Origin of the sequence: Pseudoalteromonas sp. S1610 (assembly GCF_005887465.1) — a bacterium.
In the GTDB taxonomy this organism is placed as follows: Bacteria; Pseudomonadota; Gammaproteobacteria; order Enterobacterales; family Alteromonadaceae; genus Pseudoalteromonas; species Pseudoalteromonas undina.
Map to the genome: position 1 here is coordinate 44,612 of NZ_PNDI01000054.1, position 14,414 is coordinate 59,025.

Annotated in this window: 13 protein-coding genes; 4 read left to right on the forward strand and 9 right to left on the reverse strand. The window is 41.1% G+C overall.

Translation table 11 applies throughout. The features are described from left to right. Window positions 1-57: 57 nt before the first annotated feature. Complete coding sequence (locus tag CWB77_RS15800; RefSeq protein WP_138623550.1) at window positions 58-1,395, reverse strand: M24 family metallopeptidase; 1,338 nt, start codon at window positions 1,393-1,395, stop codon at window positions 58-60. Between the two features lie 129 nt (window positions 1,396-1,524). After that, entirely contained in the window at window positions 1,525-2,796 is a 1,272-nt protein-coding gene (locus tag CWB77_RS15805) for an aromatic amino acid transport family protein (RefSeq protein WP_138623552.1), read from the reverse strand. Window positions 2,797-3,271: 475 nt separating this feature from the next. Here CWB77_RS15805 and CWB77_RS15810 point away from each other — a divergent pair, with 475 nt between their 5' ends. Further along, a complete protein-coding gene (locus CWB77_RS15810; protein ID WP_138623554.1) occupies window positions 3,272-4,069 on the forward strand; it encodes an alpha/beta fold hydrolase in 798 nt (265 codons plus the stop codon). Between the two features lie 88 nt (window positions 4,070-4,157). After that, the gene (locus tag CWB77_RS15815) at window positions 4,158-4,643 is read left to right on the forward strand and encodes a hypothetical protein (RefSeq protein ID WP_138623556.1); all 486 of its coding nucleotides are present in this window, start codon (window positions 4,158-4,160) and stop codon (window positions 4,641-4,643) included. Between the two features lie 111 nt (window positions 4,644-4,754). Here the strand turns inward: CWB77_RS15815 and cysQ are convergent, their stop codons facing one another. From cysQ to cysG, 6 genes are read right to left on the reverse strand one after another with little or no spacing between them, the layout of a single operon-like run. Next, the gene (cysQ, locus tag CWB77_RS15820) at window positions 4,755-5,525 is read right to left on the reverse strand and encodes a 3'(2'),5'-bisphosphate nucleotidase CysQ (protein WP_138623558.1); all 771 of its coding nucleotides are present in this window, start codon (window positions 5,523-5,525) and stop codon (window positions 4,755-4,757) included. 9 nt (window positions 5,526-5,534) lie between these two features. Continuing rightward, complete coding sequence (gene cysC / locus CWB77_RS15825; RefSeq protein WP_138623560.1) at window positions 5,535-6,128, reverse strand: adenylyl-sulfate kinase; 594 nt, start codon at window positions 6,126-6,128, stop codon at window positions 5,535-5,537. Window positions 6,129-6,161: 33 nt separating this feature from the next. Continuing rightward, the gene (locus tag CWB77_RS15830; RefSeq protein ID WP_138623561.1) at window positions 6,162-7,886 is read right to left on the reverse strand and encodes an SLC13 family permease; all 1,725 of its coding nucleotides are present in this window, start codon (window positions 7,884-7,886) and stop codon (window positions 6,162-6,164) included. A gap of 33 nt (window positions 7,887-7,919) precedes the next feature. Continuing rightward, the gene (gene cysN, locus CWB77_RS15835) at window positions 7,920-9,344 is read right to left on the reverse strand and encodes a sulfate adenylyltransferase subunit CysN (RefSeq protein WP_138623563.1); all 1,425 of its coding nucleotides are present in this window, start codon (window positions 9,342-9,344) and stop codon (window positions 7,920-7,922) included. Beyond that, entirely contained in the window at window positions 9,344-10,243 is a 900-nt protein-coding gene (gene cysD / locus CWB77_RS15840; protein WP_008108450.1) for a sulfate adenylyltransferase subunit CysD, read from the reverse strand. Before cysD ends, cysN begins: the two co-directional genes overlap by 1 nt. A gap of 43 nt (window positions 10,244-10,286) precedes the next feature. Then, window positions 10,287-11,708 carry a siroheme synthase CysG gene (cysG, locus tag CWB77_RS15845; protein ID WP_138623565.1) on the reverse strand — a complete coding sequence of 474 codons (1,422 nt, stop codon included), beginning with the start codon at window positions 11,706-11,708 and terminating at the stop codon, window positions 10,287-10,289. A 264-nt stretch (window positions 11,709-11,972) separates the two neighbouring features. On the opposite strand from cysG, the gene deoC reads away from it, so the two are divergent. Both deoC and CWB77_RS15855 read left to right on the forward strand, forming a co-directional pair. After that, window positions 11,973-12,725: a deoxyribose-phosphate aldolase gene (gene deoC / locus CWB77_RS15850; RefSeq protein WP_138623567.1), complete on the forward strand. Its 753-nt coding sequence runs from the start codon at window positions 11,973-11,975 to the stop codon at window positions 12,723-12,725. Beyond that, window positions 12,709-13,209, forward strand: coding sequence for a hypothetical protein (locus tag CWB77_RS15855; RefSeq protein WP_138606661.1), 501 nt, complete (start codon window positions 12,709-12,711; stop codon window positions 13,207-13,209). Before deoC ends, CWB77_RS15855 begins: the two co-directional genes overlap by 17 nt. A gap of 54 nt (window positions 13,210-13,263) precedes the next feature. Here CWB77_RS15855 and CWB77_RS15860 read toward each other — a convergent pair whose 3' ends face one another. Beyond that, a complete protein-coding gene (locus CWB77_RS15860; RefSeq protein ID WP_138623569.1) occupies window positions 13,264-14,394 on the reverse strand; it encodes a CsgG/HfaB family protein in 1,131 nt (376 codons plus the stop codon). Between the last annotated feature and the right edge of the window lie 20 nt (window positions 14,395-14,414).

Consider the following 14,414-nt stretch of genomic DNA (forward strand, 5'->3'; position numbering starts at 1 on the left):
TTAGATTAAATAAAAATAGCGCTCATTGAGCGCCATTTTTGTATGTGTTGTTTAATGCTACTTAACAAGTAATAACTGGGTTTGTCGGCCATTGAGGTACCACACACCGGTTTTATCAAACATAGCATCTTCTTCAAGCATTATTCTTATTTCTTTATTCCACGGTTTTATAAACACCGCATTGTTAAGCTCAATCGAGTACGCCGTGTTTAAATGCAACGGGTAATCGCCATCCCCCGGCACACCTTGCTGAGCATCCCACATACCTAGTGTTGTACCAGCTGCATGACCATGATAGCCGAGCGGGTGAGTATAAATAGTGGGCTTTAACCCCTGTGCAATGGCTTTTTCGCGGGCGGCTTTTAATACCTGATTACCTGTTTTCCCAGCTGTAAATTCAGCCGTAAAAATGTCTTGTAGCTTATTGCCCTTTTTTAACGCATCAACAAGGTAATCGGGGGCTTTTGTTTCGTCTGGTTTTAAAACATAAGCGTGTTGTTGAGTGTCTGTATTTAAACGCAAATAATTAATACCAAAATCGATATGTAATAAGTCGCCTGCTTGAATAACATTATCGGCATAGCCGTTGGTAAAGCTGTCTTCGTGGTCGAACGATTTACTGTCGGCGCGTTGTATTGCAATACTAGGGTGAAACCACGTTTGCAGCTTAAGCTCCCTTACGCGCTCTCTAAACCACCATACTAAGTCGTCGCTGGTTGTTTTGCCCACCGTAATTACTTTATTTGAAAAGCCCTCAGCAATAATAGAGTGAGCAATAGCAACAATGTGTTTGTACATGTCCACTTCTTCTGGAATGCGTTGCTCTAACCATGCAACAGCCAGCGGCTCGGCTGAGGTTATTTTATTTTTATATATCGCAGGTAAGTTGGCCATTAAAGTGGTGTAATCGCCAAGCACTAGCCCATCGGCATGTGCCCAATCTGTAGATGTGTTGAGAGCAATATTTCGCGGTTGGTATTGCTCAATAAGCGTATTGAGCGCTTGCCACTGATTAGGCTGTGCTTGCTTATCCCAGGCCTTTTTAAAAACACTCCCTATTTTGTAAGGCGCAATTGCAAAGGCGTCAACACCGCCTTGTTTGTTAACTGCAAATAATAAAATAGTGGTGCGCCTTGCCGAGAGCCATGTAGCAGGCAGCATGGTTTTTAATATCGGGTCTTCATTATATTCGCGGCTTATCATTAGCCACATATCTATACTGTGTTGCTGCATTAATGTGGGTAATAAAGTCTTAATACGTTTTTCGGTAATGCTATCGATAAACGCAGCCCTTTCTTTCATTGATAGAATAGTAGGGGGCTCAGCGGCTTTAATGTCAGGGCTAAATAGTATGAGTATAAAAGTGAGTAAAAAAACGTATTTATTATTTTGCATGGCTGGCTTGTTTTTTAAACGAATATATAAGCTAACATTGCACAAACAATAAGATAAACAAATCATTTGCGATAAACCGTAGACACAAAAAAGCCCAGCAAAATACTGGGCTTTTGTAATAAATACTGCTTAGCCAAGCATGCTGTACAGTAACGCAAATACAGCTAATGAGCCAACAGCCAGTACAAATAAGGTACTTAAACGGTTACGGTATTTTTGTAAGCTAGGCACTTTGTAAACTGCAATCATTGGCATAATGAATAAAATCATCGCAATGATTGGCCCCGATAACTGATCCATCATATCTAGTATGCTTGGGTTCTTAACCGCGCAGAACCAAATAGCGAAAAACATCAGTACCGCACCCACTTTGTCAGCGACTTTAGGGCTCATGCTTGAGTGTTTAGTCACTAACCCAGTAAAGCTTTCGCGTGCCCCTAAAAAGTGACCTAAAAACGACGACATAATCGCAATAAAGGCAACCAAAGGTCCCAGCGTTGCAATAAATGAGTTTTCTGTAATATTAGCCAAGTAAGATAAAACAGAGACGTTTGCCGCTTTTGCTTCAGCCATTTGGTCGCCGGTAAGCGATAACACGCATGAGAACACAAATAACAAAACAAAGGTGATCAGTAATAAGCTAGTGCGCTTTAAAATCGCTTCTGACTTAGACGTTGCTAGGTCACCGTAGTGACTACGTTGCTTATTAACAAAGCTTGAAATAGCCGCTGCATGGCTAAACGAAAACACAATAATAGGAATCGATAACCAAAGTGTTTTACTAAAGCTACCTAGCTCAGGCAAAGCTGTATCGGGCATTTGCCAGCTTGGGATTAAATACAAAGACAAAAAGAATAAAATACCCACTAGCGGGTACACTAAAATAGCAAAGGCGCGCAGCATTAAGCGTTCACCGCCCATCATTAAGCCAATCATTAGTGCAACTAAAATACCCGATAAAGCAACGCGTGACGGCGACTCCATCCCTAACTGATTGACCATAAAGCTGTCTACCGTATTGGTTAAACCCACACCGTAAATAAGCAAAATAGGAAAAATTGATAAAAAGTATAATAAGGAGATCAGTCGACCCGCGTTTACGCCAAAGTGTTCTTCTACTACATCGGTAAAATCAGCCTCTTTATTTTTTGATGATAATACAAAACGCGCCAAACCACGGTGCGCTAAAAAGGTCATTGGAAAGGCTAAACACGCCATAATAATCAGTGGCCAAAAACCACCAATACCAATATTAATCGGTAAAAATAAAATACCAGCACCTACTGCGGTGCCAAAAAGGCTCAGTGTCCACTGCGTATCGTGCAGGTTCCATTTTGACTTAGACGTGTGTGCGTCTTGTGCTGGTGCATTTGAAAGCGTTGCACCTTGAGATGTTGTCATGTGTGTATATCCATTATTTATCATAATAATTGCGCCGAAGAATATAGTTTTTAACCACACATTTCATGTGTTTTTATGTCTTGGATATAAATTTGTTGTAGCGTATTAGTTACTGACTGTCACGAATATGAAACAGTGTTTAAAAGCTGCGCAATTAGTGCAGAATTATGCTGCTAAATGCGTGAATAATCAGCAAAGATACTATTGAAGGAGGGACATACAATCTGAAAAGTTATTTTCAAGCCAATGTGTACTTGGTATGCATTAACCAGCGAATGGTTGGTAAGGGTATTATGAGAATTGAAAATACTTGGCCACTTTCTTGCTCAGTTAATTGATAACTAACAACTCAAAGCGAGTTTTATCCTGTAATATTGAAGCCATTAATCGGAACTTCATAAGAGATTTTTTCTAAACTCCGTTATACTTTCTACAATTTAATCAGCCAACTGAAGTAAATAGGCCGCTAACTGCAATGAGCAAAGACATTCTTTTCCATACTATTTTTGTGCATGAAACCAGTAAAACATGGGTAGTATTTGTTCATGGCGCAGGGGGGAGTTCGGCAATCTGGTTTCGTCAGCTTAAAGCTTATAAAAAAGAATATAATGTGTTGTTACTTGATCTTCGCGGTCACGGTCAATCGAATGATCTATTACAAAACTTTGTTGATAATAATTACTCATTTAATAATGTCTCTAAAGACATTATCGATGTGTTAGATCATAACAATATAACCAGCGCACATTTTGTTGGTATTTCATTGGGCACAATTCTTATTCGAAATATTGCAGAAATCGCCCCGCAATATGTTTCTAGCATGGTGCTAGGTGGAGCGGTTACTCGTTTTAACACTCGTAGTAATACCTTAGTTTATTTAGGCAATACCTTTAAACACTTGTTGCCTTACATGTGGCTGTATCGTTTATTTGCTTTTATTATGATGCCGAAAAAGCGCCATAAAGAGTCTCGACTTTTGTTTGTTCGTGAAGCAAAACGCTTGTGCCAAAAAGAGTTTATAAAATGGTTTAAATTAGCCATGGACGTAAACCCCTTAATGCAGTACTTCAAAGAAAAAGACATTGATATACCCATTCTTTACATTATGGGTAAAGAAGATCACATGTTCCTTGGCCCGGTTAAAGAAATGGTTAAGCGCCATAAAAATAGCGTACTGCAAACTATTCACCAATGTGGCCATGTTTGTAACGTGGAACGCCCAGACTTATTCAATCAACACTCGCTTGCTTTTATCGCCCAACAAAATCGTTAGGGTTTTAGATAAATAGGGATAGGACTTTCTTTTTTGACTTACAAAACTTAAAAAAGATCTAAATGGGTTAACTTAAAAGGAATTTAAATTGGAAGCGTTAAGTACAGCTAAGCAAGTTATTGATATCTTTTCGGCTTTATTAAGCCCTGTAATTGCCATCTCAGTAGGCTTTATTGCATACCAGCAGTGGAAGCTTAATGTTTATAAAGAGAAGCGTGAAAGTAACTCAAATAAACTGCATATTTATATAGTTGTTAAAAGGTTTTTGCGTAGCGTTGATATAAATCGTGTGGTCGATGATAAGTTATACGAAGAGCTTCAAGAGGCACTCGCCCTAGCTGATTTTTATTTTGACGGTATTGTGACCGATTGGTTATTTCAAGTAGACTCTGATGCATCAGCCTGGCTAAACTTAATGCAAATTAATTCATTACCTGGTACGCAAGAATCAAATCCCGAGTTTACTCGTAATCTAAGGGAAATTGAGGAGCTAATTGATAGTCTTCAAAAGTTTCATTGTGAGTTATTTGATGTATTTAAAGGTAGCATGATGTACTTAAAACCTAGCAAGTAATAAATTAGGCATGTTTTTTCACCGTTTGCTAGACATCAACTGGTAACATCAAAGAGTTAAAGCTACCACTTGTCTTGCTGACAACTGATAGCTAACCACTAAAAACTACCCTTACTCTTCTATCACACTCACTACAAAATACGGATTTAAGTATTCATCTTTGGTGTTGTATACAAGCGGGCTGCCATCGAGCTTAGTTACTTTAGCGCCGGCTATTTCGGCAATGGCATGGCCTGCGCCGGTATCCCATTCACAGGTTGGGCCTAAGCGTGGGTAAATGTCGGCACTGCCCTCGGCGACTAAACACAGTTTGAGTGAGCTGCCTTTTGACACCATTTCAACCTCATCAAAGCGTTTTACAAATTCAGCTAAATCAGGAGAGGGGTGCGAGCGACTGCCTACAACACGTATAAGGCCTTTGTTAGGTTTGGTGGTGACTTTAAGCTCGATGCGCTCATCGCCTTTGTCTTTAAAAGCACCAATGGCTTCGGCGGCTATGTACGATACACCTAGCGCAGGGGCATCAACCACAGCTAAAACTGGTTTGCCGTTTTCGATTAGGGCAATATTAACGGTAAACTCGCCGTTCTTTTTAATAAATTCTTTGGTGCCATCAATTGGGTCAACCAGCCAATAGCTGTTCCATGTTTGGCGTACGTCCCAACCAATATCTGCACTTTCTTCACTCAATACAGGAATGTCTGGAGTGAGCTTTTTGAGCCCTGCACTAATGATTTTATGAGCTGCTAAGTCGGCGTCGGTTACGGGGCTTTCATCAGCTTTGTATTCAACGTTAAAGTCTTTATTGTAAATACCCATAATCGCACTTCCCGCTTCGCGAGCGAGAATAAGGGTTTCTTCTAGCAGTTCAGTTTGGTTCATTACATGGGCCTATAGTATATGCTGATGTTTTAGATACGTTATCAGTTGAGCTACCGATTGGTCTAGGGTGTTTTTACTGGTATCTAAAATTATTTCAGGATTAACCGGCGGCTGGTAAATTGAATCAATCCCAGTAAAGTGTTTAATTTCACCGGCGCGTGCCTTTTTATATAAGCCTTTTGGGTCGCGACTTTCACACACCTCAAGAGGGGTGTCGATGAATACTTCGATAAATTCACCCTCATCAACTAACTCACGAACCATGTCGCGCTCAGCTTTAAAAGGAGATATAAACGCAGTAAGGACTAACAAACCAGCATCAACCATTAGCTTGGCGGTTTCGCCTACGCGGCGGATATTCTCAACGCGATCGGCATCACTAAAGCCTAAATCTTTACATAAACCATGGCGTACATTGTCGCCATCAAGTAAATAGGTGTGTGCGCCTTGCTGATTGAGTGCTGCTTCTAGTGCATTCGCAACGGTGCTTTTACCTGAGCCAGAAAAACCAGTAAACCATATAATAGCGCTCTTATGATTTTTTTGTTCACTGCGCTGCATTTTAGTAGTGGCGTAATTATGCCAAACAATATTGTTATCCATTTGCTGTGTCTCTTTATGCTATAAGCGCGGGCATTAAAACGGAAATACCAGCGGGATCAAAGTTAGTACGGTAATTGAATAAATAATAGAAAGCGGTAGCCCCATCATTACATAGTCTTTAAGTCGATAGTTACCTGCGCTATAAACCATCAGGTTAGTTTGATAACCAAAAGGTGAAATAAAGCTGGCTGAAGCGCCAAATGCAACTGCCATAATAAACGGCAAAGGTTCTACGTTAAAGCCAATGGCTAGTGAGTAGGCAACCGGGAACGATAGCGCTGCTGCGGCATTATTGGTGATTAATTCGGTGAATAATACGGTCATTAAAAAGATAGCGATAAACGCGCCATAAGGGCCAAAGTCGCCTAGCACTACAAACATGGCGTCTGATATTTGCCCAGCAAGGCCGGTGCCTATCATCAGCTTAGCTAAACCTATAGCACTGCCCACGACAGCAAGTAACTCAATAGGAAAGCGGCGCTTTATTTCGCTTAGCTTAATAGTACCACACAGCATTAGGCCAATAAGTAACACTAACAAGCCTTTAACTAGCGGTACTGCACCTAAAATACTTAATCCCAGCACACCTGCAAAGCTTAACAACACAATATTTGATTGCTTTGCACCTAGGTGGGTTTGTAAATCGAGCCCTGAAATATACACAAACTCGCGTTTTAAGTTAGTTAAGTCATAAAAGCTTTTACCAGGGGCGAGAATGAGTGAGTCACCTGCTTGTAATCGCACTTGTCCAAGCCCGCCTTGTAAACGGTCATGCCCACGGCGAATAGCAATAACGGCTGCATGAAATTGTTCTCTAAAGCGGGCTTCTTTTACCGTTTTGCCAATTAACTTAGACGATTGGCTAACGACAACTTCAACGAGGTGTTCAATGTCTTTTTCGTGTTTGTCGTGCACCACTTTTAAGCCATCAAAGCGAGTAAGCAAAGGCACTGACTTTATGTCGCCCACAAACAGCAGTATGTCGTCTTGTTGAATAATATGTTGGGGGGTCACGGCGCAAATACGGTTGCCATCACGAATAATTTCAGCCAAAAACAAGTCTTTTAAATCGCGTAAACCATTTTCTTCTACGGTACGATTTATTAACTTTGAGCCAGTTTGCACTTTCCCTTCTAGATAAAAAGGCACCACCTCTTGGCTATTTTTACCATTGTCAGGCAGGCATTTTAGCATCACCAAAATAGTAATTAAGCCCACACTAAGTGCGCCTAAACCCACCAAGGTAAAATCAAAAAAGCCCAGTGGCGCCATGCCCGCATCTACTGCAAAGCCATTTACAATTAAGTTAGTAGAGGTACCAATAAGCGTAATTGTCCCCCCTAAAATAGCGGTGTACGACAAAGGTAACAGCAGCTTTGAAGGGGAGTGATTTGGGTTATCCTTTATGGCGGTAATTAAAGAGGCAACCACCGCGGTATTATTAGTAAACGACGATAAAAAGGCGGTAGAAAGCCCTAATTTAGTTACTGACTTAACTAAACTACCACTGGATAACGATTTAGCTAAGCGTTGAATAAGTGTGGTTTTTTCTATCGCTATCGACACTAAAATTAATAACACTAAAGTAATTAATGATGAGTTAGTGTAATTAACCAGCATGCTTTCTAAGTCAATTAACCCGGTTAGGTAGCTTGTGCCTATGGCACTTACAAATAACCATGCAGGATTAATACGGGTGCCAAACAGGCACCCGACTAAAAGCAACATAATGCCTGTTAAAATGAGCTGTTCTACCATGCTTTAAATGTTCCTAACAGGCGTTCATTAACGTTATAGCTTTGAGATATCAAGCGCTTGCCAATGTGGAAAGTGCTTGCGTACGAGGGCATTAAATTCAACTTCAAAGTCGCTGAATTGTCCTGCGTTTTCTTCACTTTGCAGTACCTGTTCTATCATTCCTGCTGCAACCGTTAAGTTTGATAAACGATCAATAAGAATAAACGAACCGGTTTCATGATTATGATGGTACTGATCGGCTAAAATAGTCTCGGTCAGCTCCAGTGTCACAATCGCAATTTCGTTTAACTGCAATGAATCTGCACTGCCATGCTCTAGCGTGTTTACATCAATAGTGTGATCAATTTTTGTGACCGTGGCCGAGGTGTTTTTGCTGCCAAGTTTAAGGTTGTAGCTTTTACCAAGCACCAATGGCGACTCGTGCATCCACACAATCTTAGCCTGTAATTGGTTGGTTACTTGAGCTTGCGAATTCGCAGGTACAATAACGTCTCCTCGGCTAATATCTATTTCAGTATTAAGAGTAACCGTAATTGCTTGGCCAGCTTCGGCGGTGTCGAGGTTGCCATCAAAAGTCACAATCTCTTTAATGTTAGATGTTTTACCTGAAGGCAGTACTTTTATCTCATCGCCAACGCGTAATTTACCTGAGGTCAGCGTGCCTTGAAAACCACGGAAGTTTAAATTAGGGCGAACTACATACTGCACCGGAAGGCGCGCTTCAAAACCAGTGTCGATTTCAGCTGCCGGAGAGTCTTCTAACAGCTCAAGCAATGGTTTGTCGGTGTAATAAGGAGTGTGTGCAGAGCGAGTTACTACATTATCGCCTTTAAGCGCCGACATAGGCACAAACTTAATGTTTGATACGTTAAGTTGCTTAGCAAATTTTAAATAATCGGCTTTAATTTTTTCATAAACGGTTTCGTCAAAATCAACAATATCCATTTTGTTAACCGCAACCACAAACTGTTTAATGCCTAATGAGTCACAAATAAAGCTATGGCGCTTAGTTTGTACCTGCACGCCATAACGTGCATCCACTAAAATAATGGCAACATCACTGGTTGATGCACCCGTTACCATGTTACGGGTGTACTGCTCATGCCCAGGGGTGTCGGCAATAATAAACTTACGCTTAGCGGTTGAGAAATAACGGTACGCTACGTCAATTGTTATGCCTTGCTCACGCTCAGCTTGAAGGCCATCAACTAACAGTGCTAAATCAAGCTCTTCACCGGCGTTACCCACTTTTTCGTTATCTTTATGAAGCGCGGCTAGCTGATCTTCATAAATTTGGTGACTATCGTGCAGTAGGCGGCCAATTAAGGTTGATTTACCGTCATCCACACTGCCACAAGTCAGCATACGCAATAAGCTTTTATCTTGTTGACGTGCTAGGTAAGCGTCTATACCAATTTCTTTTACTTCATTAAATGTATCGTTATTTAGGTTAGACATTAGAAATACCCCTCACGTTTTTTCTTCTCCATTGAGCCTGCTGAGTCATGATCGATCACTCGACCTTCACGTTCAGATGACGATGAAAGCAGCATTTCTTCAATAATTTCGGTTAGATTGCTGGCTGTAGATTCAACTGCACCAGTCAGCGGGTAACAGCCTAATGTTCTAAAGCGAACCGACTTCATTTGCGGTACTTCACCTTCATTAAGCGGCATGCGATCGTCATCAACCATAATTAGCGTGCCATCGCGCTCTACCACAGGGCGCTCTTTAGCAAGATACAGTGGCACCATTTCGATGTTTTCTTGATAAATGTATTGCCAAATATCTAGTTCAGTCCAGTTAGATAGTGGGAATACACGAATGCTTTCACCTGGGTTCACTTGGCTGTTATAGGTATTCCAAAGCTCAGGGCGTTGGTTTTTAGGATCCCAGCGATGGTGTTTATCACGAAATGAGTAAACACGCTCTTTGGCGCGTGATTTCTCTTCATCACGACGTGCGCCACCAAATGCGGCATCAAAACCGTATTTATTCAGCGCTTGCTTTAGCCCTTGAGTTTTCATGATATCGGTATGTTTACCCGAACCATGCGTGAATGGGCCTACACCCATTTCGATGCCTTCAGGGTTTTTGTGTACGATTAAATCAAAGCCGTACTCTTTAGCTAAACGGTCGCGAAACTCAATCATTTCACGAAACTTCCAGTTGGTGTCTACGTGTAATAACGGAAACGGAATTTTTGCAGGGTAAAATGCTTTACGTGCTAAATGCAAAAGTACCGATGAGTCTTTACCGATTGAGTAAAGCATAACTGGGTTCTCAAACTCAGCGGCGACTTCGCGCATGATTTTGATACTTTCAGCTTCAAGTTGCTGAAGGTGAGTTAAAGCCATTGTTGGTCGTCCTACTAAAATGATTAAATTAAAATCTGTTAAATTACGCTACGTCTGTCAGTGGTTGAGCAAAGCTACTGATCTGCGCTTTTTCACCAAACCAGTGTAATTGGTCATGTAGTGAGGCCACTTCACCTATAATGAGTAACGCGGGCGAAATTATTTGATGCTGCTCAATGAGCTGCGCTAATTGGTCTAACTGTCCGGTAACTACGCGTTGATTTTTACGTGTGCCGTTTTCAATAATTGCCACTGGTGTTGTTGCTTCTCGCCCATGTTTTAATAGCTCGGCTTGAATATGCGGCGATTTAATCACCCCCATATAAATAGCCAGTGTTTGGTTTTTTTGTGCAAGCGACTGCCAATTAAGCTCTTGCCCTTCCTTTTTACAGTGACCAGTAACAAATTGAATAGCTTGAGCATGATCGCGATGCGTTAAAGGAATACCTGCATAGGCACTACAGCCTGCAGCCGCCGTTATACCTGGCACTATTTGGTAATTTACGTTATTGGCTGCCAATACTTGTACTTCTTCGCCACCACGACCATAAATAAATGGGTCGCCGCCTTTAATACGACATACTTTTTTACCTTGTTGCGCTAAATCAACTAGCATCTGATTAGTGTCTTCTTGGGCTACGCTATGATCGCCTAAGCGCTTACCCACACAAATTAAATCGGCATCGCGGCGTACTAATTCCATAATTTCGTCGGAAACTAAATAATCATATACCACCACGTCGGCTTGTTGCATTAGCTGCAATGCTTTTAGGGTGAGTAACTCTGGGTCGCCTGGGCCTGCACCTACTACGTATACTTCACCTTCTGGCTCTACTTTGGCATCTAGCATTTGCTCTAGTTGTTGTTCAGCGCCATGGGTATTACCGGTTTGGACTTTACTGACTACCGATGAATCAAACACACCTTCCCAAAACTGGCGACGATCGGCAAAGTGTTTAAAGCGCTGTTTTACTTTATGGCGAAAGCCACCAACTAAGTTGGCGAGTGGACCAATGTGTTGCGGGATAAGTGTTTCGAGCTTTTCACGTAAACGTCTTGCTAATACCGGTGCGGTACCTGCACTTGAAATCGCAATGGTAATTGGGTTGCGATCAACAATAGAGGGAAAAATAAACGTACATTTAGGTTGATCATCCACCACGTTCACAAACACATTACGTGCATTGGCGAGTTCAAAAACTGTATTATTAACTTCATCATTGTCGGTGGCGGCAATAATCAAAATTTTGCCATCAAGATGTGACTCTTCAAAATAGGCATCTATTAAAGTAACTTCATTGTTGTGCGCATGTTCTTTTAATTCATCACAAAACCACGGGGCAACTAAGGTTACTGCAGCACGCGCTTTTAAGAACGCGCGGCATTTTCGCAAGGCAACTTCTCCACCGCCAACCACCAATACTGGTTTGTTGTCGAGTTTGGTAAAGATAGGTAAATATTGCACTGAGTAACGCCCCTAAAAAGATAATAAAGTGTTTAACACAAAGGCAGAATATAGCGGCTATTGATAAGTAAAAAATAATTAAATCTTAGTTGATATACTCAAAAGTTATATAAACTGTGTTTTTTAGGTCTAAATCTTATTTAGTAAGGGTCAGGGTGCTGTTTGGTATAAAAAACGCGCTTATAGTGTTTGGTTATGAGCTATAGCAAGATTAAGCTATGATGCTTATATAGTTTAAGGTTTTTAAAATTTCATGGGCATAAAATGACAAATAATACTCAAAACGCCATGCTAGTTGTTAGTTTAATGGATTTAACCAGTTTAAACACCGATGATAATCAAGCTAGTATTAATGCATTAGTAAACAGTGTTGATTATAAATTAGGCATACCCGCTGCAGTTTGTGTGTTTAGTGAATTTGTAGATGATGCAAAAATAGCGCTCGCTAATCGGCTATTGAGTCATGTAAAAGTGGCCACAGTAACCAACTTTCCTACAGGTGATGCGCCACTTAATGAAGTACTTAATGAAACACTAATAGCCATAGAGCGTGGGGCCGATGAAATTGACTTAGTCATTCCTTACAAAGCACTTATAAAAGGCGAAGCCGATACAGTACTGGAATACGTGAGTGAAAGTAAAAAAGCATGTGGTAGTCGCGCTAAACTTAAAGTGATTATTGAAAGCGGTGAGCTAAAAACACCTGCGCTTATTGCTCAAGCAACCGAGCTTGCTATTCAAGGGGGAGCTGATTTTGTAAAAACCAGCACCGGTAAAGTCGGGGTTAACGCCACGCTTGAAGCAACTGAAATTATGCTTAATGCCATCAAAAAGTCATCAAAACCAGTTGGTTTTAAGGCCGCAGGCGGTGTGAAAACGACAGGTGATGCCAATGCTTATTTGCAGCTAACAACTGAGATTATGGGGCATGAATATTTAGCACCAGAGACATTTAGGTTTGGCGCTTCCTCGCTTTTAAATGACGTTTATAAGGTATTGCATGAAGCGCAGCAGTGATGCCGAAAAACAACAGCTAGAGCACGATGCAGCTAAGTTGTTTTTGCGTTGCTATGAGCAGCAAACCGGTATTCATATGCGCCACATTTGGCATAATAAACCAAATAGACCCGATGTAAGTTGTTATCAAGAAAATGAGCAACTCGATATAGAAGTAGCGCATTTATATGCCAGCGAAACCGAAGCAATGGCCGTGTTAGGTCGGCCATTATCAATACATATGCAACGTGATTTAGCTGACATGGCACAACAGCCCAGTGAAAACCGACTGCAATCAGCATTAGGACGATTGCTTAAACAAAAAGCGACTAAGCGTTATTACTCAAAACGTACCTGGTTGCTAATTCGTAACGCTAGCACTATTTGGCATAAGAGCGACTTTGAAGCGGCAATAAAAACAATAGTTTTTCCAAATACCCATCAATTTGAGCAAATATGGTTACTGTGTGATTTTTATCGCGGTGAGTTATTACGAGTAGATTAAAAGCGGCTAGGGGATAGCCGCTTTTTTTTGATTTAAATGAATTGTGTTGGTTGCTTAGTTAAATTGAAACATGCTGCCTAAGCTTTCAAGCCCTGATTTTTGAGTTTTAGCTAAACATTTTGTGTCATCTAAAGATTTCTTTGTTGTTTCATCGGCAAGGCCTGTTACTTTTAAGCTCTTTTCTTGTTGATATTCGCGTAGTGCTAATACAGTTTGACGGTCGTATTTTACGTCTTCAGTCTCAAATTCTTCATAATCAGGTTGGTTTTTTAAATAGCCTAAGCAAACCAAGTTCATACGAGACATTGCTAAGTCCATTTTTTCATAATGTGGCATTCTATGATTCGGCACATCGACAGCGACAGCAGCAGGTGATACTTTTTTACTAGCGACCTTTGGCGGTGGTGGTGCTGTATAGCCTGCAGCAAGCGTGTTGTTTTGGTTATAGCGATAATAGGTGTCTGGGATTTTAGTTTCTAAAAACTCAACGGCTTTAATTATTACTTCACGTAGTGCCTTTTCTTTTGGTGTATCTGACCAACCACTAAGACTCCCTCCAACCAGTGCGCCACCAAAGTTTGTTGCTGCGCTTGTAAAGTTAAAATCTTTACTACCGCCTTCAACACTAGTTGCAGCTAAAATACGTGAAGTGCGCGTATCAATTAACCTTAGGTCAATAGCCATATGCGATCCAGAAAAGCCAGCTGAAACAGAGCTAAACACATCACCAATAAAACCGCCCGAACCAACACTTGCACCTGAACTGTCATCATCAAACTCAGTAACCGCTGCAACGACTACAATCTCAGCGCCTTCAATTTCGCCATACGCTGCACCCGATTGTGCACTCACTCTGCCCGATACTGCTAAATCTTGCTCCGAAAGCACAGCGTCTAGTGCTTGGCGTTCTAATACAATAAAGCGATTAGTGCCAACAAGGGCGGTGGTAAGTTGATCTGCCATACCTTCACCAATTTCTTTTCGCCACCACCTTGAGTTATTTGATTTATCAGTGAAACGCGCCACGGCGATACGTGCTTTAGGGCCATTGTATTTTTGTTTACTTACTTCATTAATGTCAGGTGAATTTTTATTTGAAGTGACGTTGGTTGAAGTGCTTTGACATGCGCTTAAGCTTGTTATCAATGCTGTGGCAAGTAGCGTTTTTTGTATGGATGAGAGCATATAATTTTCCTTAATTTATC

Excerpts from the sequence above, each read along its gene's own strand:
- CWB77_RS15800 (WP_138623550.1), bottom strand. The coding sequence starts at position 1,395 with ATGCAAAATAATAAATACGTTTTTTTACTCACTTTTATACTCATACTA.
- CWB77_RS15805 (WP_138623552.1), bottom strand. The coding sequence starts at position 2,796 with ATGACAACATCTCAAGGTGCAACGCTTTCAAATGCACCAGCACAAGAC.
- CWB77_RS15810 (WP_138623554.1), top strand. The coding sequence starts at position 3,272 with ATGAGCAAAGACATTCTTTTCCATACTATTTTTGTGCATGAAACCAGT.
- cysQ (WP_138623558.1), bottom strand. The coding sequence starts at position 5,525 with ATGAACCAAACTGAACTGCTAGAAGAAACCCTTATTCTCGCTCGCGAA.
- cysC (WP_138623560.1), bottom strand. The coding sequence starts at position 6,128 with ATGGATAACAATATTGTTTGGCATAATTACGCCACTACTAAAATGCAG.
- CWB77_RS15830 (WP_138623561.1), bottom strand. The coding sequence starts at position 7,886 with ATGGTAGAACAGCTCATTTTAACAGGCATTATGTTGCTTTTAGTCGGG.
- cysN (WP_138623563.1), bottom strand. The coding sequence starts at position 9,344 with ATGTCTAACCTAAATAACGATACATTTAATGAAGTAAAAGAAATTGGT.
- cysD (WP_008108450.1), bottom strand. The coding sequence starts at position 10,243 with ATGGCTTTAACTCACCTTCAGCAACTTGAAGCTGAAAGTATCAAAATC.
- deoC (WP_138623567.1), top strand. The coding sequence starts at position 11,973 with ATGACAAATAATACTCAAAACGCCATGCTAGTTGTTAGTTTAATGGAT.
- CWB77_RS15855 (WP_138606661.1), top strand. The coding sequence starts at position 12,709 with ATGAAGCGCAGCAGTGATGCCGAAAAACAACAGCTAGAGCACGATGCA.
- CWB77_RS15860 (WP_138623569.1), bottom strand. The coding sequence starts at position 14,394 with ATGCTCTCATCCATACAAAAAACGCTACTTGCCACAGCATTGATAACA.